The sequence below is a fragment of the Paenibacillus sp. MB22_1 genome (genome assembly GCF_047200555.1).
GTDB lineage: Bacteria > Bacillota > Bacilli > Paenibacillales > Paenibacillaceae > Fontibacillus > Fontibacillus phoenicis.
This window is the reverse complement of record NZ_JBLADV010000002.1, coordinates 978,100-1,000,427: the sequence shown is the minus strand read 5'-3', so window position 1 is coordinate 1,000,427 and position 22,328 is coordinate 978,100. Positions and strand designations below refer to the sequence as shown.

19 protein-coding genes are annotated in these 22,328 nt (G+C 54.1%); 9 read left to right on the top strand and 10 right to left on the bottom strand.

The genetic code is table 11. The features are described from left to right. Positions 1 to 188: 188 nt before the first annotated feature. The 4 genes from ACL02P_RS16450 to ACL02P_RS16435 are packed head-to-tail and all read right to left on the bottom strand — an operon-like array spanning position 189 to position 3,574. The gene (locus ACL02P_RS16450) at positions 189 to 824 is read right to left on the bottom strand and encodes a polysaccharide deacetylase family protein (RefSeq protein WP_412837728.1); all 636 of its coding nucleotides are present in this window, start codon (positions 822 to 824) and stop codon (positions 189 to 191) included. A gap of 41 nt (positions 825 to 865) precedes the next feature. Beyond that, a complete protein-coding gene (locus ACL02P_RS16445) occupies positions 866 to 1,720 on the bottom strand; it encodes an SDR family oxidoreductase (RefSeq protein WP_260070195.1) in 855 nt (284 codons plus the stop codon). A 47-nt stretch (positions 1,721 to 1,767) separates the two neighbouring features. Further along, entirely contained in the window at positions 1,768 to 2,841 is a 1,074-nt protein-coding gene (gene uxuA, locus ACL02P_RS16440; protein ID WP_260070196.1) for a mannonate dehydratase, read from the bottom strand. 49 nt (positions 2,842 to 2,890) lie between these two features. Beyond that, positions 2,891 to 3,574 carry a GntR family transcriptional regulator gene (locus ACL02P_RS16435; RefSeq protein ID WP_260070197.1) on the bottom strand — a complete coding sequence of 228 codons (684 nt, stop codon included), beginning with the start codon at positions 3,572 to 3,574 and terminating at the stop codon, positions 2,891 to 2,893. A 250-nt stretch (positions 3,575 to 3,824) separates the two neighbouring features. On the opposite strand from ACL02P_RS16435, the gene ACL02P_RS16430 reads away from it, so the two are divergent. The 3 genes from ACL02P_RS16430 to ACL02P_RS16420 all read left to right on the top strand — a co-directional run bounded on the left by ACL02P_RS16430 (position 3,825) and on the right by ACL02P_RS16420 (position 6,100). Further along, positions 3,825 to 4,004, top strand: coding sequence for a hypothetical protein (locus ACL02P_RS16430; RefSeq protein ID WP_260070198.1), 180 nt, complete (start codon positions 3,825 to 3,827; stop codon positions 4,002 to 4,004). Between the two features lie 91 nt (positions 4,005 to 4,095). Continuing rightward, the gene (locus ACL02P_RS16425) at positions 4,096 to 4,773 is read left to right on the top strand and encodes a hypothetical protein (protein ID WP_412837727.1); all 678 of its coding nucleotides are present in this window, start codon (positions 4,096 to 4,098) and stop codon (positions 4,771 to 4,773) included. A gap of 178 nt (positions 4,774 to 4,951) precedes the next feature. Then, positions 4,952 to 6,100, top strand: coding sequence for a glycosyl hydrolase family 8 (locus tag ACL02P_RS16420; RefSeq protein ID WP_323078090.1), 1,149 nt, complete (start codon positions 4,952 to 4,954; stop codon positions 6,098 to 6,100). Between the two features lie 286 nt (positions 6,101 to 6,386). Here the strand turns inward: ACL02P_RS16420 and ACL02P_RS16415 are convergent, their stop codons facing one another. The 3 genes from ACL02P_RS16415 to ACL02P_RS16405 all read right to left on the bottom strand — a co-directional run bounded on the left by ACL02P_RS16415 (position 6,387) and on the right by ACL02P_RS16405 (position 9,497). Then, positions 6,387 to 7,217 carry a carbohydrate ABC transporter permease gene (locus tag ACL02P_RS16415; protein ID WP_009223597.1) on the bottom strand — a complete coding sequence of 277 codons (831 nt, stop codon included), beginning with the start codon at positions 7,215 to 7,217 and terminating at the stop codon, positions 6,387 to 6,389. Further along, positions 7,217 to 8,098 carry a carbohydrate ABC transporter permease gene (locus ACL02P_RS16410; RefSeq protein WP_412837726.1) on the bottom strand — a complete coding sequence of 294 codons (882 nt, stop codon included), beginning with the start codon at positions 8,096 to 8,098 and terminating at the stop codon, positions 7,217 to 7,219. The genes ACL02P_RS16415 and ACL02P_RS16410 overlap by 1 nt, the downstream gene beginning before the upstream one ends. 73 nt (positions 8,099 to 8,171) lie before the next feature. Further along, positions 8,172 to 9,497: an ABC transporter substrate-binding protein gene (locus ACL02P_RS16405; protein WP_339300596.1), complete on the bottom strand. Its 1,326-nt coding sequence runs from the start codon at positions 9,495 to 9,497 to the stop codon at positions 8,172 to 8,174. 206 nt (positions 9,498 to 9,703) lie between these two features. On the opposite strand from ACL02P_RS16405, the gene ACL02P_RS16400 reads away from it, so the two are divergent. Continuing rightward, entirely contained in the window at positions 9,704 to 11,464 is a 1,761-nt protein-coding gene (locus ACL02P_RS16400; RefSeq protein ID WP_009223600.1) for a sensor histidine kinase, read from the top strand. Positions 11,465 to 11,480: 16 nt separating this feature from the next. After that, positions 11,481 to 13,010, top strand: coding sequence for a response regulator transcription factor (locus tag ACL02P_RS16395; RefSeq protein WP_009223601.1), 1,530 nt, complete (start codon positions 11,481 to 11,483; stop codon positions 13,008 to 13,010). On the opposite strand, the gene ACL02P_RS16390 is transcribed toward ACL02P_RS16395, so the two are convergent. Further along, positions 12,965 to 14,005, bottom strand: a complete 1,041-nt coding sequence (locus ACL02P_RS16390) for an LLM class flavin-dependent oxidoreductase (protein ID WP_009223602.1) — start codon at positions 14,003 to 14,005, stop codon at positions 12,965 to 12,967. The two genes, ACL02P_RS16395 and ACL02P_RS16390, sit on opposite strands and share 46 nt — an antisense overlap. A 122-nt stretch (positions 14,006 to 14,127) precedes the next feature. On the opposite strand from ACL02P_RS16390, the gene ACL02P_RS16385 reads away from it, so the two are divergent. Both ACL02P_RS16385 and ACL02P_RS16380 read left to right on the top strand, forming a co-directional pair. After that, positions 14,128 to 15,726, top strand: coding sequence for a glycoside hydrolase family 43 protein (locus ACL02P_RS16385; RefSeq protein ID WP_412837725.1), 1,599 nt, complete (start codon positions 14,128 to 14,130; stop codon positions 15,724 to 15,726). A 30-nt stretch (positions 15,727 to 15,756) separates the two neighbouring features. Further along, positions 15,757 to 15,927 (top strand): hypothetical protein, encoded by a 171-nt coding sequence (locus ACL02P_RS16380; protein WP_412837724.1) that lies wholly within the window; start codon positions 15,757 to 15,759, stop codon positions 15,925 to 15,927. Between the two features lie 915 nt (positions 15,928 to 16,842). Here the strand turns inward: ACL02P_RS16380 and ACL02P_RS16375 are convergent. Further along, entirely contained in the window at positions 16,843 to 17,673 is an 831-nt protein-coding gene (locus tag ACL02P_RS16375) for a carbohydrate ABC transporter permease (RefSeq protein ID WP_009223605.1), read from the bottom strand. Then, positions 17,673 to 18,560 (bottom strand): carbohydrate ABC transporter permease, encoded by an 888-nt coding sequence (locus ACL02P_RS16370; RefSeq protein WP_009223606.1) that lies wholly within the window; start codon positions 18,558 to 18,560, stop codon positions 17,673 to 17,675. The genes ACL02P_RS16375 and ACL02P_RS16370 overlap by 1 nt, the downstream gene beginning before the upstream one ends. A 187-nt stretch (positions 18,561 to 18,747) precedes the next feature. Here ACL02P_RS16370 and ACL02P_RS16365 point away from each other — a divergent pair, with 187 nt between their 5' ends. Further along, positions 18,748 to 20,577, top strand: coding sequence for a sensor histidine kinase (locus tag ACL02P_RS16365; RefSeq protein WP_260070929.1), 1,830 nt, complete (start codon positions 18,748 to 18,750; stop codon positions 20,575 to 20,577). Next, positions 20,570 to 22,222 (top strand): response regulator transcription factor, encoded by a 1,653-nt coding sequence (locus ACL02P_RS16360; RefSeq protein ID WP_339300589.1) that lies wholly within the window; start codon positions 20,570 to 20,572, stop codon positions 22,220 to 22,222. Before ACL02P_RS16365 ends, ACL02P_RS16360 begins: the two co-directional genes overlap by 8 nt. Positions 22,223 to 22,328: the final 106 nt, after the last annotated feature.

Sequence of the window (22,328 nt, the reverse complement as noted above, 5' to 3'; positions counted from 1 at the left end):
TTGAGTAAGCGGGTTTTGAAGAAAAATGGGCCCTAGGCGGTTAAATGAACTGTACTTTTGCATTTCATCCACCGATACAAGGTACATTCGACAAGATTCGCCTGCACTTTTACATTTCGTTATACATCCGAACAGAAAAAAGGCCAAAAAGACCGCCTCATTCGTGAGGTTCCTTTTGGCCTTTTGCCTTATTCCAACGCAGCTCTGCTTAACGTCAGCAGCTCGCTGACCGTCACCAGCCGGTATCCGGCGGCCGTTAGTTCGGCAGCCAGGATGCGCACGGCTTCCACGGTTTGGGAACGGTCGTCGAAGCCGTCGTGGAACAGCAGGATGCTGCCTGGGCGGACCTGCTCCCGCGTCTTCTCCACAATGTGCGCCACGCCGGGCATCTCCCAGTCCATCGCCGCGCCATTCACCGCCCCAATCGCGGGATAGCCGAACTCACCGGCGGTGATGGCGGCCACCTCCTCGGAGGTGGCGAGGTAAGGCGGGCGGAAGACCTTCGGTTTCGCGCCAGTGACCTGCTGGATCAGCTCCTCCGTCAACTGCAGTTCCCGGCGGCATTCCTCCGGGCTGAGATCGGGCAGGTGCGGGTGCGTGTACGTGTGGTTGCCGATCTCATGGCCTTGCTCGTGGACGGCCTTGGCGGTTTCCGGGCTTTTTCCCATCTGCGTGCCGATCATAAAGAAAGTTGCCTTGCCCTGCACCTCCCGGAAGATCTCCAAGACTTGCGGGGTGTACAGCGGATTGGGGCCGTCGTCGAACGTGAAGGCAATCGCTTTGTCCCGGACGGGAAGCTCGTTGATCACTTGAAAGTCAGCCATTTTCTAACCCATCTCCTTCTTCATCGAGTCCCGCGTACCTTTTAAACACCCGAATAAGCCATGAATCCGCCGTCGACGGGAATCACCGTTCCGGTCACAAATCCGGACGTTTCAGCATCTGCCAGCCACAGCAGCGTACCCAGCAAATCCTCCGGCACGCCGAATCGGCGCATCGGGGTATGGGTGATGATTTTGTTCGAGCGTTCAGTTAACGACCCGTCCGGGTTCGTCAACAAGCTGCGATTCTGCTCAGTCAGGAAAAATCCCGGGGCAATCGAGTTCACGCGAATGCCGGATTCCGCCAGATGCACGGCCAGCCACTGCGTCAGGTTGTTGATCGCCGCTTTTGCCGCGCTGTAGGCAGGAACCTTCGTCATTGGGCTGTACGAGCTCATGGAGGAGATGTTGATGATCGTAGCGCCGGGGCGCCCGATCATGTCTTTGGCGAAGATTTGTGTCGGGATCAACGTCCCCATGAAGTTTAAATCCAGGACGCCGTGCACGCCGGGGATGCTCAGGTCAAAAAAGCTGGTGACCTCTGGATTCGTGACATCTTCCGGCCGAAAAATCTCATTTGTCGTATTGGCGCTGGCATTGTTGCCGCCGGCTCCGTTGACGAGGATATCGCACGGGCCAAATAGCTCCCGCACCGCGGCCTCCGCCGTCTTCACGCTCTCGACATCCGTCACGTCGCAGGCAAATGCCGCAGCCACGCCGCCGTCGGTGCGAATTTGATCCACCACGGCTTCGGCTTTGGCGAGCGTGCGGTTCAAGATCGCCACCTTCGCCCCCTGGCGGCCCAGCTCACGGGCCATCGCCCGGCATAACACCCCGGCGCCGCCGGTAATGACGGCCGTTTTGCCGGCCAATGCAGGATGTACTGGCAAGTTGCTCATCGGTTGCTTCACTCCTTTTTTCACCATAAATAAAGGATGATCCTGGATTAGTTCAATTGGCCGGCTTGCTTGGCATAGGCGTCCCACAAGCCCCACAGATACATGATGCCGAGCGCCCGGTCATACAGGCCGTACCCCGGTCGGCATTCTTCGCCCCAAATGTGGCGGCCGTGATCGGGACGGGCATACCCCGTGAAACCGGTGTCATAATACGCTTTCACAATGCCGGCAATATCGACGGTGCCGTCCTGGGTCCGATGCGACGTCTCCATAAAATCGCCGTTATCAAACACGCGCACGTTGCGGATATGGGCGAACGGAATCCGGTCATGGAATTCATGGATCATAGCGATGATATCGTTGTCCGGATTCGCCCCAAGCGATCCGCTGCACAAGGTAATTCCGTTGGATGGACTATCGACGAGCTTCAGGAAGCGGCGCAGGTTTTCCTGATTCGTGATGATGCGCGGCAACCCAAAGATCGACCACGGCGGATCGTCCGGATGAATAGCCATCTTGATTCCATGCTGCTCAGCCACCGGAACGATTTCCTTCAGGAAATACTCCAGGTTCCGCCACAAATCCTCTTCTGTGACGCCCCGGTACGCCTCAAACAGGGAGGTCAAATGCTCCAGCCGCTCCGGCTCCCAGCCGGGCATCGTCAGCGCGCTGTTTTGGTTGATGACCTTCACCAGCTCAAACGGGTCGATATTGTGAATGCGGGCTTTTTCATAAAATAACGCCGTCGAACCGTCCGCCCCCGGCTTATGCAAATCCGTCCGCAGCCAGTCGAAGATTGGCATGAAGTTGTAGCAGATCACCTTGACGCCCACCTTGGCTACTTTCTCGATCGTCCGTTTGTAGTTTTCGATATACTGGTCGCGCGATGGCAAGCCCAGCTTGATGTCCTCATGCACGTTGACGCTTTCCACAACATCGAGGTGAAACCCGTAGCGGTCCGCTTGCCGCTTCACCTCTTCGATTTTGTCCATGGGCCATTCTTCTCCGGCAGGGACGTCGTGCAGCGACCACACGAGGCCCTCGACTCCGGGGATTTGCTTGATCTGATCCAGCGTGACCGTGTCGTTGCCTTCGCCGAACCAACGAAATGTCATACGCATACTTTACCTTCACCGCCTATCTTGTTATTTGGGGTAGAGATGTTTTTTTTTAACTTTGCTTAAAATAGTCCGGATACCGCTCCTGCAACACCGGTAAATTGGAGATGCTGAGCTGCAAATGCTCCATCATCAGCCGGTCGGCCCGATGGGCGTCGCGGGCAACCATCGCATCGTACATGGCTTGATGCTGCTCGTAAAGATTTTCCCAATGCGGATCGGTCGTCAGCCACAGCACCCGCGTCCGGTTCAGATGGGCGTTCATCTGTTGGATGACGTCCCAGGTGCCCAGCTTGCGGCAGCCGGCGAACAGAATGCGGTGGAACTCCTCGTCCAGCGCAAACATCGCATGGTTGTCGTGCCGGCGGATGCTGTCCTGTTGGCGGGCCAAGTTGTCGGCCAGCTGGGTCAGCAACGCTTCCGGGAACTGTTCGCAGGCGAGCCGGATCACGGCGCGCTCCAGCTGTTCCCGCATAAACCGCGCTTCCTCCACGAGCTCGGGGTCGATCAGCGATACCCGCGTGCCGCGCTGCGGCAGGACGACCACCAGCCCTTCCTGCGCCAGCCGCACGAAGCTCTCCCGAACCGGGGTGCGGCTCACCTGAAAGGCTAGAGACATCTCTTTTTCAGATAGCGTTGTCCCTGGAGGCAGCTCTAGCGTGACGATCTGCTCCTTCAGCTTGGCATATACCGCGTTGCCCGCCGATCCCGTCTGTGTTAGCCATTTGTCGCTCATCCTTTCACCTCCTTTAGGCCGGGGCCTTGCTCTAGCAGTTGTTCTAGTTCAATCTTGTTCTTGTTCATGCTCTTCTTTGATGCAGTTAATCTACCATACTTGTATGGTAGTATGGAAACCGCTGGTTAGCAAGAGGAAATCGATGCACGCCGCATGTTTCCTTCCGTATAAATTTGCAAACATCGAAAATACAACAATTGCGCGGTTGAGGTAGGAATACCCCTTGATCCAATTTTAGGTGCAGGAATTGATGGACGTCTTTCATGTCTCAAAGCGGACGATTTACTATGATATGGACAAAATCAATCACTGGCTTCGCCAAGGCGGGCTAGCTCCCGTGCAGTATGTGCGCAGCCGGGGCTTCTTGCTCCCCGAATCCTCGCGATCCCAGCTTCCGAGCATGGCCCAATCCATGCAGCCGCAGCAATGAAGCTTACGCGCTGAGCATCCAGTTCGACAGAAAACAGGGCTATTTTATTCAGGGGAATGAGAAAGACATTAGGGCCGCCCTGTCACGCTTCTTGTTCGAGCAACTGCTGTATGCCGACTGGAATCCTTCGTCTCCCACCATCGACGGCCTCATCCACGCGGATTTATTCCGGCGTCACTTTTCAGCGTTCCGGGAAGAGGAGCTGGCCTCCGTATACCGGATAATCGTCTCCACGGAGCAGCGGATTGGCATGGAATGGACGGACGAGACGATTATGCATTTGACCCTGCGCATCTGGTTGTCCGCCAACCGCATGAAGCAAGGTCACACGGTTCAGTTGGATGAAGAGGAGAAGGCGGCCTTACGGGAAACGCTCCAGTTCAAGGCGGCGACGCAAATCGCCGAAGAGCTTGGGGAATTGTTCGGAAGGGGGCCGATTGGCATCACCTCGCTCCAGTATTCGCAGAGCCAACTGTCTCGGCATGTCAGCGGGAAGCATTTATACGAGGCCGTCGACTTGGCCATCGATAATTATGCTGTGAAGGGCGACGCCGTGCTGTCCTATCCGGGAGTGCCGGATCCGTTTGCGCCGACGTCAACGGTGATCGGGGCTGCCGTTCTGAACGGCATCTTTGCTGAGGCGATCGTGATGATGATCGATCAGGGCTATGAGCCTTCCGTATTCTTAAGCGAAAATATCGACGGGGCTGATGAGCGAAACCGACAGTTGATCGCTCGTTACCGCGATCGGATTCCCTTGTTATCCTAATCGAACCGCACAGTAATGGGAGGAGTTGATCCGACCTTGACTGTGCGGCTTTTTTTTCATGATGGCTCGATTTGGATAAATATAAGCGCGAAATGCACATGGAATTGTGCGGGGGAGCGTGTTACCTTAACGTTGAAATCACGACAAAACCAGCTGTACTCGAGGAGGAGGCGAAGGGATGATGGAGCGTCAAGGGGCTTACTATACGGGAACGTACCGGAACTTGTTGGCCGAATACGGTTATGGGGAAGAGGCGATTCAGCGCCGGTTGGATGAAACGTGGAAGCAGTTATTTGAAGGAGACGAGGAGACGCGTATCTATTACCCTTCCGGCGAGGATATGGGCTATATGTTGGATACCGGCAATCTGGACGTGCGGACGGAGGGAATGTCCTACGGGATGATGATGGCCGTTCAGTACGACCGCCAGGATGTGTTCGACCGGCTTTGGAAATGGGCGAAAACCTATATGTACCTGACTGAAGGGGATAACGCCGGGTACTTTGCCTGGTCCTGTGCGCCGGACGGCAAGCGTCTATCGAACGGGCCGGCGCCGGACGGGGAGGAATATTTTGCACTGGCGCTGCTGTTCGCGTCCCATCGCTGGGGCGACCGGGAGTCGCCATTCGACTACGGCACCCAGGCTCGGGACTTATTGCGAACCTGCCTGCATAAGGGGGAAGACGGAACAGGTTATCCGATGTGGAATCCGGACAACAAGCTGATCAAATTTGTTCCGAACTGTGAGTTTTCCGATCCTTCCTACCATCTTCCTCATTTCTATGAACTGTTTGCGCTGTGGGCTTATCCAGAGGACCGTTCGTTCTGGAAGGAGGCGGCCGAGGCGAGCCGGCAATATTTGCACCTTGCGTGCCACCCGGTCACCGGCCTTGCGCCGGAGTATGCATATTATGATGGAACGCCGAATAATGAGCGGGGGTACGGCCACTTCTTTAGCGATGCGTATCGGGTTGCGGCAAATCTTGGCCTGGACTGGGAATGGTTTGCCGCCGATCCTTGGCAGCGGGAGACTGTGGGCAAGATTCAGGCGTTTTTCGCTGATAAAGAACCGGAGGATTATCGCCGCTACACGATCTCGGGGGAGCCGTTTGAGGAACCGGCTTTGCATCCGGTTGGGTTGCTGGCAACCAACGCGATGGCTTCGCTGGCGGCCGAAGGCCCCCAAGCCAAAGCATGCGTTGAGCTGTTCTGGAACACCCCGGTCCGCACCGGCAAGCGCCGCTATTACGACAATTGTCTGTATTTGTTTGCGCTGTTGGCGCTGAGCGGGAACTACCGGATATGGATGCCGCAGGGTGAGGCGTAAGGCTAAACCAGAACGGTGGCAGTAATGGGGCGGGAGCAGTCGATCTAGTGGACTCCAGTGCCTTTATTTCCCCTGATCCGTGGGGAATCGGGTTCTAACGGACTGAGATGACGTTATTGGGGCAAATCTCTGTCCTACACCATCGTGTTGCGGCAAATAAGGGCTGGAGTGTCCGTTAAATCGGGAAATGGTCGGGAAATAGAGAAATAACGTCATTTCGGTCCGTTACAGTAAGTACAAAAAGCGAGCCCGGAATTCCTTCCCTGGCTCGCTTCAAAAGTGACGATCAGCCCTTCACCGCGCCGGCCGTGAGGCCGCTGACGATGTATTTTTGGCCGAACAGATAGAGAATGAATACCGGAAGCGAAGTCAGCACGAGGTTGGCGAAGATCAGGTTCCACTCCCGGCTGTACTTGCCGTAGAAATTGTAGATCGACAGCGGCATCGTCCAGGTCGAGCTGTCGGTTAGGAAGTACAGCGGAATCGTGATGTCGTTCCACACCGACATGAACACCATGATCGCAACGGTAGCGTTGACCGGGAGGATGAGCGGCGTAACGATCCGGAAGAATACGCCAAGCACGTTGGCGCCTTCCAGGAACGCCACTTCATCGAGCGCTTTTGGGATCGTCTTAATGAACCCGCTGTACAGAAACACGCTAAAGGCGGTGTTCAGCGAAGCGTAGATCAGAATAACGCTGGTGATGCTGCCATAGAAGCCCAGCGCCTGCACGATCCGGATGGTCGTGATCGTCGACATCGGGGCGATCAGGCCCATAAAGAAATACATGTACAGCGTATTGGCGAGTTTCGTCTCGCGCCGCGCCAGAATAAAGGAGGCGGCCGAGGAAGCCACGATGTTGATGATCGAGGAAATGCCGGTAATCAACACGCTGTTCCAGAACGCCCGGGCGAGCCCGCCTTCTTCAAAAACGCGCACGTAGTTGGAGAACATCCACTTTTCGGGCAGTTTAAGCGAGAAGTCCAGCACTTCGGCGCTGGTCTTAAAGGAACCAAAGATCATGATTAACACCGGCAAAAGAATCAGCAATGAAGCCAGCAGCAGAAGGCCTTCGACAATATAGTTACGAATGGCGAGTTTGCGTGTAAATCCCATTATTCGGTGACCTCCCTACGCCGCATGAAGATGAGCAGCGGGATGGCAATGATCGTGACAGCCACGAACAACAGCGTATTGATGGCGGTACCCAGCCCCCAGCTTCCTTCGCCGAAGGACCGCAAGATGATCGTACCGACAACTTGAGAAGCATTGCCCGGCCCTCCGCCTGTCAAGACGAAGACCTCTGAGAAGACCTTCAGACCGCCGATCAGCGTGAGCATGAGGTTAATATTAATCGCTGGCAGCAGGAGCGGCAGCGTGATATTCGTGAACTTTTTCCAGGAGCCGGCCCCGTCGATGGTGGCCGCCTCGTAATAATCCTGGGAAATGGATTGCAGTCCAGCCAAGTAAATCGCCATCTGAAAGCCGGCATGCTGCCAGATCGAGATGACGGCAATGGTCCAAATGACGAGATGCGGATTGGTGAGCCAAGCTTGGCTTAACGCGTGCAGCCCAACCGCATCGAACATCCGGTTGATCGCGCCTTCCGTGCGCAAGATCGGTGTAAACACGATCCCGATGACCAGGATACTCAGGATGGACGGGGAATAAAAAATTGCCCGCAGCAAGTTCCGCGTCTTGAGCCGCATATTGAGTGCCACCGCTAGGGCGATCCCGATCAGGTTTTTCCCGACCACGGTGACGACGGCGAAGATCAGGGTATTTTTGAGTGCGAGGAGCAGCGTTTTATCGGAGAAGATCTTTTGGAAGTTCTCCCATCCGATGAATTTGATCGTCAGGCGATCCAGCCGCCAATCGGTAAAGGAATAATAAAAGCCCGTAAACGCCGGGATGACAAAAAAGATCGTGTAAATGAGTAACGCAGGTAATACGAGATAATAGGAATATAGATTTTTAACCGATGCTTTTGATTTCATGTTCTCCACCCCACTATGGACTGGGGCAGCATAACCCCCGGACGGGACTTATGCTGCCTGCCATTCTTCCGATTTAGAAACCGGGGATTTCTTTATCTGCCATCAGTTGACTAAACTTCTCGTCCCAAGCCTTCAGCACTTCTTCCGGGGTTAATCCGCCGGCGAATTGGTCTTGGAGCAGCCGATAAAGCTCACTGCGGTCAACCAGCATGTAGGCGTCGGTGGTCAATACGGTTTTCTTCGGCGTGATGTAGTTATCGACGATTTCTTGCTTGTAATCCGGCAATTCTGGCGTAGTGACATCGCTCAGGTTGGACACGTACCCTTTGGAATCGACGATTTTTTGGGCGGTTTCTTTCGAGCCTAAGAAGTTCAGGAATTCTTTGGCTTCCGCCAAGTGCTTGGCTTTCTTCGGAATGAACAGCTGACCGCCCAGCGGGCTGGCACCCAGGCTTGCATCTTCCTCGGAAGGGATCGGGAAGACGCCAAGACGCATGTTCGGATCCTGCTTGAGCACGCCTTCGATCAGCCAGTCGCCCATGAACATCATGGCAACTTCCTTGTTCAGGAATTTACCCACCGCCATATCGTAGCTGTCGCTCAGAACGTCGGCGTTGGTGTAACCTTGCTTATACACCTCGTACTGCTGCTGCAGGAACGTTTGGAATTCTGGGATGTCGGACCATTTTTTCTTATTGCTGTTCAGGTCGTCGAAGAAGGTTGGATCGTTCTTGGCTACGAAGTTCGCAAAAGCGGCAGCCGGCCAAATATTCGCGGCCCAGTTGTCCTTGTACGGCATAAATACTGGAGTAACTCCGCTGGCTTTGATCTTCTCACAGACAGCGAGGAACTCTTCAAAGTTCTTCGGAATGGACAGGCCCAGGTCGTCAAAGATGTCTTTGTTGTACACAACGCCTTGCATCCCTGTATCTTGGCTGACATGGAAGCTGTAAATATGCCCGTAAGCGGAAAGGACGTCTTTGTTCAAAATCCGGCTGGCCCAAGGCTCGTTATCAAGAATCTCAAAGTTGCGCTCTAGATTTAGGTCCGTGGTTGCGCTGGCCAGATTGTATTGAATGATGTCCGGCGTTTCTTCAACGGCCAGCTTCGTTTGCAGGACGGTTGTCGTTTGCTCGGCTGGGATCAGCTGCAAATTAACTTTGATGTTCGTCTGCTTCTCAAATTCGTCGAGGATATCTTGTTGGATAAAGGCGGAGTCCTGCGAGCTCTTAGAGATGGCTAACTCGATGGTGACTTTGTCGCCCTTGGCGGCACCGCTGTTATTGCCGTCTTGTGCTGCGTTGTTGGACTTGGCGCCTCCGGATCCGCAGGCTGCGAGCGATAGCGCCAGCAAACCCGCGATGACTGCGATGGTTGTTCTTTTCAGTGCGTAATTCAAGGCAAATCCCCCTCTGTTTGATATGTCTTTGAATGCGCTTGCAACTTGATTATAGATTTCTGGGAGTCTAAGGTACATGTCTGAGGGTGACTGATGAGGTGTAAAATTGTGAACTTGTAACCGTTGTCATGACGTGAAGCGAAGTGGTACAGTTAAACCATCCTAATGCAACCTGGCCATAGCCAAAGGAGGCCCAAGCCAACGTCATGAAACCTTTCTTCCTCCGCAGAAGTCAGCTTAGCCTGCAAAATAAAGTCTTTTTAACTTTTGTGGCTTTGCTTCTGTTTATACTTGGTTGCTTTATCGTCTACGTGAATCTGGTCGTCATCAAACCGCTGAAGGAGAAAACGGTGGAGGCCAAGCTGGCGGCGGCGACCAAGGTGAGCCAGCAGCTCGACGACTATGTGGACAGCCAAAACCAACTGTCACAGCGGATCCTATCCAGCAAGGACCTCTTCTCGATCCTGGAGAGAGGTTATCAAACCGACGTCAATCTCGAACGGCTGAATCAAAGCCGCAGGCTGAAGGATCTGATGTTTCAGGCCATCGGCCCCAGAATGAGTATCAAGGATATGGTGATTTACGACAAGGCCGGCCGCAAGATCGTGTCCTATATTGAGTTACAAGGGGACGCGGCCTCTTTCGAGAGCTATCTGAAGAAGAGCCTCATCGACGGAAGCTGGAGCGGCAGCGGATATATCCTGGAACGGCAGGGAGAGGCCGTTTCGTTTATTCGTTCAATTAATAATCAGAACGGCACCGTATTCGGATATCTGAGCATCCTGTTGGACAATGCGTTCTTGCAAAGAATTTCGCAAGGCGTGGGCAGCGGCCAGGTGTACATTTTGGACCGGAATGGTGAGCCGGTGGTCGGTTCCATCCCCGACGAGGAGCTTGCCGAGCTGACCGCACGAAATCCAGTTGACGGTGTGTATGTGGACGATCACGGGAACTATGTAGCTTACGCCCGGTCGGAAAGCACCGGGTGGACAACCTATCTGGTGACACCCAAGCAGGATGTGCTGGGGCCCGTCAACTCGGTGAAATACTTGTCCATTCTGCTGATTACGTCGTTGATGCTGTTGTCTTTCGTATATATTTATTTTTCTACGCGAAATCTGCTGTTGCCGATCCGGAAGCTGCGCAGCCAGATTTGGCGGATCAGCTATAGCAATATGAATCTCAAATGGGACAACCCTACGCAAAATAACGATTTAATTCTATTAAACGAGGCTTTTCAGGATTTGATGGAACGGCTGCAAGAATCGATTGAACGGGAGAAAATCGCCCTGCACGAGGAGGTCAAGGCGCGAAACTCTGCGCTCCAGGCTCAAATTGCACCGCATTTTATCCATAACGTGCTGTATTTGATCAGCATCGCGGCCCAGGAGGGCAAGACCGATGTCGTCACCGATATGTGCAAGCACTTATCGGACAGCTTGCGTTACATCGTATCTTCACCATACGTGCATGTCACCTTAGCCGACGAGCTGGAGCATACCCGGCACTACTTGTCCCTCGTCCAGCAAAAGTACGAAGACGATCTCGTTTGGGAGATCCATGCGGACGAATCGGCGCGGAACGTACAGCTGCCACGGCTGGTGCTCCAGCCCTTCGTGGAGAACTGCATCGAGCATGCCTTCACCCACAGCGACCCGCCTTGGCGGATCAAGATTACGGTGAAGCAGTTCAACGGGTTATGGGCGGTGGAGATTAAGGATAACGGAGACGGGTTTCCGCCCGGGAAGATCAATGAAATCATGGACAACCTGCGGAAGAGCGAAGCTGCTGCCGGAGAGGGGGACGAACGGCCCGCCTCGATCGGTAACATGGGCATCGTGAACAGCGTAGGCCGACTGAAGTTAATGTACCAGAACCGGCTGTTCTTCAATCTGTTTAACCATGCGGATGGGGAAAAGGGCGCCACGGTTCAGATCATCGGTTCGTTAACGAAGGACTTCTACTGAACGAGGAGGGCACAGCATGTACAACGTCATGATCGTGGAAGACAGCAAACCAATCTTGCGGAACATTCGAACGCTCCTGGGTTCCCTGGAGCTTCCGTTTCAGGTGACGGCCACGGCGGCCAACGGAGAGGAAGCGTTGGAGCTCGTCCGGCAGCAGCCGGTGGACTTGGTGCTGACCGATATCCGCATGCCGAAGCTGGACGGCCTCGCGTTCATTGAACAGGCGAAGCAGATCCGCCCGCAGCTGTTATTTATTTTGATCAGCGGATACAACGATTTCGAATACACGCGCAAAGCGATTAATTTGCAGGTGTTTGACTATTTGCTCAAGCCCGTCGAACGCAAGCAGCTGTCGGAAGTGATGGAACGGGCGCTTGAGCGCCTCCGCAGCCGGATTCCCAGTGAAGCGGAGCTATTCCAGGAAATTGTAGCTCCGGAGGTTTACGAGGAACTGCAGCTCGGGGACCAATTCCGTCATTACGGAAAGCTGTTGATCCTCATCCGGAGGCAGCCGTTTGCCGGCGTGCGGGAGCTTTGGCGTGCGGATGAGCTTCAGCGCAGATTGGATGCTTTATTTGCTCCGCAGCTGTGCTGGGTGTTCCCGACTCAAGTGCCCGGTCAATTTCTTGCTTTGGTGCCAAAAACCGTGGTGGACTCGTATTCCTCGGTGTATGAATGCCTGGAGTTCGTCCGCAAAGCGTTGGAGGCGGCGGGGCTTGCGGCGACGATTGGCGGACAGCTGCAGTCCGGGGACCCAGATCGGCTGCCTGAGCTGTATCACCGCATGTCAGGCATTTTGGACGAACGGCAGCCTATTCACCAGGGAATCGTGATGGATACGGAGATTACCCATGCGTTGGGCAAACCGGAGGGATCCGAATTGGATCGGGCGACCGCGGCAGCCTTTACCGAGCTCATTCTGGGGCGGAGGAAGGAGCAGTTCTTGTTGAAGCTGAATGAACTGCTGACCAAATGGTCCGGCGACAACATTCGGCTGGCGGAACTGGAACGGTTCGTCGCGCTCTTGGCCGATGCCTTCTCGCAAGCGGGAGGCGATCAGGAGACCGGGCATCGGCTGGAGCTCGAGGCTTCCTCCCGCCGTTTGCTTGAAGCCGACAGCTTTGAGAGGTTTGGTGAGAACCTGCTGGAATGGGCCAAGCAATCCTTCGAGTGGCTGCAGGCGTTGAACCGGAAAAGCGGGGAGGAGCTGTTTCGGCAAATCGAGGAATACGTCAAGCTCAACCTGTACTCGTATCTTTCGCTCGCCGATGTGGCGCAGAAATTTCACGTCAGCCCCTCGTACGTCAGCCGGGTCATGAAGAGATATGCTCAAAGCACGTTTGTGCAGTATTATACCGGCCTAAAAATCAAAGAGGCCTGCAGGCTGATCGCCTGCAAGCCGGAAATGCGAATTAAAGAAGTGTCTGACGCCTTATCGTTCAGCGATCAGCACTATTTCTCCAAAGTCTTTAAGGAGTACACGGGATACAGTCCGTCGGATTACAAGGAGCGTTGTCCTCCGAACAGCTCTGACAGCAGTTCGTAAGAACGCAAACGGGCCTTGTGGTCATAGATCTGGGCCGCGACGATGATCTCGTCGGCATCGGTCTCCGCCAGCAAGTGCTCCAGCCGGTTCCGCACCGTCTCCGGTGAGCCGATTGCCGAATAGCTGAGCTGGCGTTCAACCACCGCTTGCTCCTGCGGCGTCCAATCGAGCTGATCCACCGGCGGGTTAAGCTGTGAGGTACGCCGGCGGATCAGGTTCAAGAACTGCTGGTGCTGGGAGGTCGCCAGACGGCGGGCCTCCGCATCGGTATCGGCGACGATCACGTTCACGCCGATCATCGCGTAAGGCTTCGCCAGTTCCGCCGACGGGCGGAAGTGCGTGCGGTACAGATCAAGCGCCGGGAGCAAGTAGTCCGGCGCGAAATGGCTGGCGAAGGCGAACGGCAGACCGAGCTGGGCGGACAGCTGCGCGCTGAAGCCGCTGGAGCCGAGCAGCCAGATCGGGATGTGTAGGCCTTCGCCGGGAATCGCGCGCACGCGCATCGATGAGCCGGAGACGGGCTGGAAGTAATTCCGCAGCTCCGCAAGCCGCTCCGGAAAATCCTGCCCGTCACTGCCCGGCCCGCGCCGCAGCGCGTGCGAGGTCAGCGGGTCGGAGCCGGGCGCCCGACCGAGGCCGAGATCGATCCGCCCCGGGTACAGCGACTCCAGCGTGCCGAATTGCTCAGCGATGACGAGCGGCGCATGGTTTGGCAGCATGATGCCGCCGGATCCAACGCGGATCTTCTTGGTGCCGCCGGCGATGTGACCGATCACGACGGAGGTCGCCGAGCTGGCAATGCCGGGCATGCCGTGATGCTCCGCAAGCCAATAGCGGTGATAACCCCAGTTTTCGGCATGCTGGGCGAGGTCCAGCGAATTGCGCAGCGATTCGGCCGCGGTGCTGCCGGCGGTAATCGGCGCGAGGTCGAGAATCGAGACCGGAATATGGGATAAACGATGCGATGAATCGTTGGTTGTTCTTGAATCAGGCATAAAATCTAGCCTCCTTAGGCAGGAATGAAATGCAAAAACCTAATTTCTATTATAATCGAATTTAAAGAAATGAGCGAAAAAACAATAATCAAATCGATAACAGTTTTGAACGGGAGGAAATTATGAGCGAACGTCCAATGATCACGAATCCGATTTTACGCGGCTTTAACCCCGATCCCTCGATCTTGCGGGTCGGAGATGACTACTATATTGCGACTTCTACCTTCGAGTGGTTCCCGGGTGTGCAGATTCATCATTCTCGGGATCTCGTGCACTGGCAGCTCATCGGTCACCCGTTGACAAGGGTGTCTCAGCTGGACATGCTGGGCAACCCCGGCTCCTGCGGGGTATGGGCCCCCTGCCTCAGCTATGATAACGGCTTGTTCTATCTGATCTATACCGATGTCAAAAGCCGCCACGGCGCATTCAAGGACACTCCAAACTTTCTGGTCACCGCCCCGGATATCCGCGGCCCCTGGTCGGATCCGATCTATCTGAACAGCAGCGGCTTCGACCCTTCCTTGTTCCATGATGACGACGGGCGCAAATGGCTGGTCAACATGCTGTGGGATCACCGGAAAGGGAAGAACCACTTTGCTGGCATCGTGCTTCAAGAATATGATCCGAAGCAGCAGAAGCTGGTGGGTCCAGTGAAAAATATTTTCCTAGGCACTGACCTTAGAGTAACCGAAGGCCCGCATTTGTATAAAAGAAATGGCTACTACTACCTGCTGACCGCGGAAGGCGGCACGCATTACGAACATGCGGTCACGATGGCCCGATCTCGAACGATTGACGGACCGTATGAAGTGGACCCTACCAATCCGATTCTCACCTCGGCGGGTAAACCGCATCTGGAGCTGCAAAAGGCGGGACATGCCTCGCTGGTTGAGACCCAGACAGGGGAATGGTACATGGTGCATCTGACCGGGCGGCCAACGAAGGACATCTATTGTACGCTTGGCAGGGAAACGGCGATCCAACGCGGGGTCTGGACCGAAGACGGCTGGTTCCGGTTGGAAACCGGTGGGAATGAGCCGCAAGTGAAGGTGCCTGCTCCCGCCTTGCCGCCGCACCCGTTTGAACCGGAGGCGGAACGGGACAATTTCGAGGCGGAGACGCTGGGGGTACATTGGAGCACCCTGCGTGTTCCGGCCACGGAGGATTGGCTGACACTGCGCGAGCGTCCTGGCTTCCTGCGCTTGTATGGCCGTGAGTCGATGAACTCGCTGTTCCGGCAGAGTCTGGTGGCGCGGCGGCAGCAATCGTTCCATTGCCTGGCGGAGACGGTGGTGGAGTTCGAGCCGGAGACGTTCCAGCAGATGGCCGGCCTGACCGTGTTTTACGATACGAACGATCATGTGTATTTGCGGATTTCCCGAGATGAGACGAAAGGCAAGAGCCTGAATTTGATCCAGACAAAATATGGCGTCTACGACGAGCTGCTGGCGGAAGACATCTCGATCGAAGGGGCTTCGCGCTGCTGGCTGCGGGTGGTCATCGAACGCGAGCTGGCACGCTTCTACTACAGCCTGGACGGGGAAACCTGGCATGCCGTAGGCGAAGCCGTTGACGTTAGCCACCTATCCGACGATCCCGCAGAGAAAGTGCGCTTCACCGGCACCTTCCTTGGCGTCTGCGCCCAGGACCTCAGCGGGATGCGCAAGCCTGCCGATTTCGACTATTTTATTTATAAGGAGCTTGATTCATTCTCAATGTGAAGGGGGGAGTAAGACCATTCGCCGATTCTGATGGGTTATCCGGACGCGGACATCCTGAATTTCGATGGCGATCAGCTGGGGCGGATCCGTTACGAGGATACGGATCACTACCAAATTACGCGTCGTTTCCTCGAAAACCGGAACAGCGTGCTTCACACGTTGTTTGAGGATGAAGACGAGGACGAGGGGGACTTGGTTTAGGCAAATGAAGAAGACATCTCATATTGTTGAGTTATCTACGTGTTACAAAGTCATGTCAGTCCCGGTGCGGGTTTGCTGTTGCGGTGAGCGAGTGCTGTCACGTGAGCAAGCCACTGTAGCCTGAGCGAGTCGATATCGCGGTGAGTGGGCCGCTGACTCGGTGAGGGAACTCGTGTGCGTTGATGGGCTCCGGCGAACACCGTTGAGGCGAACCTGCGCTCTAACGCTTGCCAGCAACGCTATTGGGCCCAAAACGGGGGCGTTGAGAATCTAACGCTTATGAGAGAGCTTATTTGCCCGTTTCCCCCTCGAAACGGGGCCTTTTGGCGCAAATAAGCTCGTTGGCAAGCGCTAGAAATGAAATCCCCCTCATTTGGCGCAAATAAGCGCTGTGGCAAGCGTTAGCCGGAGCTGCACACGTCGCCTGGTGGGTTAGTAGCAGGTAAGCGCAGTTAGGCGCAACAGCGAACCTGCGCTCTAACGCTTGCCAGCAACGCTATTGGGCCCAAAACGGGGGCGTTGAGAATCTAACGCTTATGAGAGAGCTTATTTGCCGGTTTCCCCCTCGAAACGGGGCCTTTTGGCGCAAATAAGCTCGTTGGCAAGCGTTAGAAATGAAATCCCCCTCATTTGGCGCAAATAAGCGCTGTGGCAAGCGTTAGCCGGAGCTGCACACGTCGCCTGGTGGGTTCGTAGCAGGTAAGCGCAGTTAGGCGCAATGGCGAACCTGCGCTCTAACGCTTGCCAGCAACGCTATTGGGCCCAAAACGGGGGCGTTGAGAATCTAACGCTTATGAGGGGGCTTTCGCCGGAATTTCGGGTTTTCGCCGAATATAACTGTACTTTTGACACTTTTGCAGTTATTGTCTAAGCGCGCAAACAGCCCCCGATCCATTGGACCAGGGGCTGTATTCATTACCCTTTCACCGCGCCGGCGACAACGCCTTTGACGATGTATTTTTGCAGGAAGATAAAGACGATGATCGAAGGCAGTACCGCCATCACCATAGCGGTCATCGCATATTGCCAGTCGGAGGTGTATTGTCCGACGAAGGTGTATGCGGCCAGCGTCAGCGTTTTGGTTGCCGGCGAGCCGTTAACCATCAGCAATGGGAGCAGGAAGTCGTTCCAGATCCACATTACGTCGATGATGATGATCGTAGTGGTGACCGATTTCAGCAGCGGGAAGATGACGCTGAAGAATAACCGGAAGCCGGAGGCGCCGTCGATCGTAGCGCTTTCGTCGATTTCCTTCGGAATCCCCTTCACGAAGCCGTGGTAGATGAACAGGGCCAGCGGAGCGCCGAAGCCCCAGTACAGAATACCAAGTCCCCACGTGCTGTCGGAGAGATGGAGGTTCTTCGCCATCTGCAGCACCGTCAGCATGATCGATTGGAACGGAATCAGCATCGGCATGATGCAGATAAAGTAGATGATCGAGCTGGCTTTGGATTTCGTGCGGGCCAGCTTGTACGCGGCGATGGACGAGATCAACACGATCCCGGCCAAGCCGAGGATGGTCACCACCGCATTATTCAGGAACAGCCGCGGGTAGTTGATAAACTCCCATACATAGCTGTAGTTTTCGAAAGCCAGCTTCTTCGGCAAGGCGATGACGTCGGTCATGACCTCGGAGAAGCTCTTCAGCGAGTTGATGATCGTCAGGAACAACGGATACAGGAACAGGATTGAGAGCAGCACCATCACGATTTCCAGGATGATGCGGCCAGCCGTATTCTTTTTCATTACGCCTCAACCTCCCTGCGTTTGAAGATCGTCAGCTGAATCGCTGTAATCATCAGCACGGCGACGAACAGGATCAGCGCTTTCGCTGTACCATAGCCGTACAGGTTGTTCTGGAACGTATCGCGGTAAATGTCGTACGCCACACTGTACGTCGTGCCGCCAGGGCCGCCGCCGGTCAAGGACAGGATGACGTCAAATACCTTAATCGAGTTGGTCAACGCCATAAAGACGGAGATCGTAATCGATGGTGCAAGCAGCGGCAGCGTCACGTTAAAGAATCTGCGGAATGGGCCCGCGCCGTCCACGGTTGCTGCTTCCTTCAAGTCATCTGGAACCGATTGCAAACCTGCAATGTAAATGACCATGTAAAAACCAATCGATTGCCAGATGGAGACAAACAATATCGAAATGAAGGCGAGTCCGGGTTCCCCCAGCCAGCTTAGCGAGAATATGCCCCATCCGGTGCTTTCGCCAAGGGACTCAAAGCCTTGCATAAAAATGAACTTCCAGATAAAGCCGACAATCACCAAGCTGAGAATGTACGGAATAAAGAAGGCGGCTCTCAGCCAGTTGGTCGTCTTCAGCTTCATATCCAGCACCAGCGCCAGCAAAATCGCCAGTACATTGATGATTACGATATACAGAATCGCGTATTTAATCGTAAACCAGGCGGCCTGCGAGAAGTTCGCGTCGCCCATGAAAATTTGCTTGAAATTGTCCAGTCCGATAAATTTCGGATGCTTGGATATCCCGTTCCACTTGGTCAGGGAATAACGGATCGTCATGACAAACGGATAATAGAAGACCGCGATGATGGCAATTAGAATCGGCAGGGTAAATGCGCCAAACTCTAATTTCTCGTCCCGTTTTCTCCCTAGTTTGAACATAATGGCACCTCTTTTTCGTGACGTATTGGTTTAAACAGCGGTGTTACCGTCTCCCCTATACACTTGGGCTTTTTCGACTATAATGATTATAAAACAGCGGTTTTGCCGTCAAAATGGATTTAAGAAAACAGTTAAGGGTAAAAAGGTGAACTCGCTTTTTTGCCCGAGGTACTAGAAATGAGGAGCTATGTTCAACCGCATCCGAAGCATGCTGACAACGCTTACTGACCGGATTTCGCGCAGGCTGGTCAATAAGCTTGTTTTGTTGTTTACGACGATTATTATTCTAGTGGTTGGTCTTCTGACGATTATCTCCTATGAGATGCTAGAACAAGAATCCGTGGAGCACAGCATGATCAGCACCACCAACAATCTGAAGCTGATTAATCAGAAGCTGGAAGATTACCTCGCCGGCGTGGAACAGATGTCTCTTCCGCAGATTCACTACGAGGACATCCTGCAGGCGATTATGAACGAAGAATCGGATTATGCGTCGAAAATGTACCTGGAGGACTATCTGCGTGAACTGTTTTACTCGCGGAACGACCTGGAGAGCATTTATCTCTATTTGATCGACCAACACAAATACTACTCCATTACGCGCGAAGCTTATAACGTTTCGGTTCGGGTGAGCTATCAGGAAGACATTCCGAATCAGCCGTGGTACAAGCAGGCGATGGAGAGCCGTCATAACGAGGCCTATCAATCGTTTATCGTGCCGGGGGCGAAGTCGGGTTACAACATGACCGTGGAACCTGACTTTATGGGGTACCACCGTGTGCTGCGCGCCTTGGTGACTCGCGAGCCGAAAGCGATCGTCTCCTTCTATTTGAAGCCAACGGTCAAAGACCAGATTCTGAAGGATGTTCCGTTCGAGAAAGGCGAGCATCTGCTTTATCTGGATCCGAACAATGTTCCTTTTCATGTGGATGATCCTGCTTTTTTGGAGCAGATTGAGGATGCGCCATGGCTCGCCCGGCTTGACAAGAACGGTTCTAAGAAGCCGGTCACCTGGACCGACGAGGCTGGCGATAAATATTTGATTATTTACAACATTGAAGCGAACGGAGGTTGGAAGCTGGTCAAACCGATTCCGTACAGCAACCTTTACGCGGCTGCCAGAGCCACGCGGAATATCGGATATTTGATTGGCTTGATTTTTTTGTTGATTTCGCTCATTCTGGTGACTTTGTTTTCCAATAAAATTACGAGTCCGCTCAAGGATTTGTCTCTTCAGATGCGCCGCTTTAGCGAAGGGACCTTTGACGCGGAAATCCCGGTGAAAGGTCGGGACGAGATCGCTTATTTATCCCGGCATTTCAACCGGATGGTGCGGCGGACCAACGATTTGATCAATGAGCGCTACAAGATGAAGCTGGTTGAGAAGAACGCGATCCTCAAGGCACTGGAGGCCGAGATTAACCCGCATTTTCTGTATAATGCGCTGCAGGCAATTTCGACCAAAGCGCTCAAGAGCGGGGATGACGAAGTGGCCGATATGGTGGATGCCTTGGCGCTGACGCTAAGATATTGCATAAGTGGAAAAGACATCGTGAACGCTAGGGAGGAGCTGAAGCATATCGAACGTTATCTCGCGTTACAGAAGGCCCGGTTTGGCAGTCGTCTGCAGGTAACGGTCGAGTGGGAGGAAGCGCTCAAGGAGCTGCAAATTCCCAAGCTGTCCATTCAATCCCTGGTTGAAAACTCCATTAAGCATGGGCTAGAGAAAATGTCGAGCGGCATCTCCATTCGTATTCGTGCCGAGCTGGGGGACACGCATGCGGTAATCTCCGTCAGCGACAACGGTCCAGGTATTTCTCCGGAACAGATGGAGCAAATCCAGGCGTCCTTCCTCCAAGATTGGGAGGAGCAGGAAGGAGAGAACATCGGGCTCAAAAATCTGTATACCCGCTTGAAGCTTCTCTATGGGAAAGAAGCGGAGCTACGGATCCAGAGCGATGAGCACGGGACGGAGATGTGTATGTTAATACCGCGGGGGGGCAGCAGTCATGTATAAAGTATTGATTATCGACGATGAGGAACCGCTTCGCGAAGCGATTCGGATTTTAGGGAATTGGCAGGAGCTTGAGGTGGATGAAATCCGGGAAGCAACGGACGGCAAGATGGGACTCGCCATGCTGGAACAATACAAGCCGGATATCGTTATGGTGGATATGAAAATGCCGGAGCTGAACGGGGTCGACTTCCTGCGGATTGTAGAGGAGAAGTATCCCGAGCTGCTGACCATTGTGATCAGCGGGTATGACGACTTTGAATACACCCGTCAGGCGATTCATGCCAAAGTGGTCGATTATTTGCTGAAGCCGGTCAATCGTCAGGATTTGAATCAGGCGCTGCGCAAGGCGGTAGATGTGCTGAATGCCAAACGCGAGCGACAGAAGGAATCGATCACTCGAAACATTGCGTTTAATATGTCGCTCCCGAAATTAAAGGAGAAAATCTACTTTTCCATTATTGAACGGAGCTTTAAGAAGCAGAGCAGCCAGGCGTTCCTCTCGTTAATTGGGGCGGATGAACCGGATCATCGATTTGGGGCGCTCGTCCTGCGAATCTTGAACATGGAAGCCGTGCAGGACAGCCGGTTCCATCGCGACCGGGAGCTGCTCCATTTCGCGGTGGCCAATGTGATTAATGAGATCGTGGTGGACAATCTGCAGTGCTTCAGCTTTGCCAATCCGAAGCAGGAGCGGGAAGTGATCGCCGTCTACACGGTGAAGGGGGGCTACCCGCAAGAGATCGCTTTTCGTGCAGGGGAACTGATGAAGAAAATCGTTTCGACGTTAAGCGATCTGTTTGGCATGCTGGCAGCCGGAGGGATCGGCCGGTATTGCGAGGATGTGCTGAACCTGGCTGAATCGTATGATGAGGCCGTTGCCGGCATTCAGAGCATCGACCTGCTGAAGCTCAAAGGGACCGCCGTCATTGGAGAAGCGGACAAGGCAGCGAACAAGGAGACGTTCTCCTTCTCCAACCGGATGCCGATCTTGCGGGGAGCGTTAGAGGCAGGCAATGTAAACCATGCCAAATCGGTGATGGCCGAGTTTACCAAGAGCATCAAGGCCGCCGGCTTCTTCAGCATCGGCGCAGCCGATCGGTTGCTGCGGGAAATCGTCGTGCTGATGAATGATACGGCTTCGGAGCTGGGCGTTCCGGCGGACAAGCTTCCTTCCCCCGGCGTGGATCGTTCGTTGCAAGCGCTTGGAATCTGCACGGATGTGGCTACGTTTGATCAGTTCGAGGCCTTGCTGCTCCATCTAACCGAGTATTATCACGAGCAAGTCCGCCGCTCCATGGCCGCAGGCCGTCCATTCAGCGTCGAGGTGATCAAGGAATATATCGACCATCACTATTTTGAGGACATCAAAATCTCCATGTTCACGGAGAGATTTTTTTTGAGCCGCGAGTATTTGATGAAGCTGTTTAAGCAGCAGTATGGCTGCGGCATCCATGAATATGTGCAGAAGGTCCGTATGGATAAGGCGAAAGAACTGCTTGACGATTCGTCGCTCAAAATTCAGGAGATCTCGGAAATGCTGGGTTATAAGGATAAGAACTATTTCAGCAAGGCGTTCCGGAATTATTATGCTTTGTCACCGTCCGAATACCGCCAGCAGCAGGAGGAGGAAAGGGGCAAAAAGTGAACTCGCGACCGGACTTCACTTTTTTACCCTTTTTTCGCCACATATCTACATTTTATTACCCGACTCCTTTCATTAAAATAGGGAGCATAGTTAATATTAACCATAA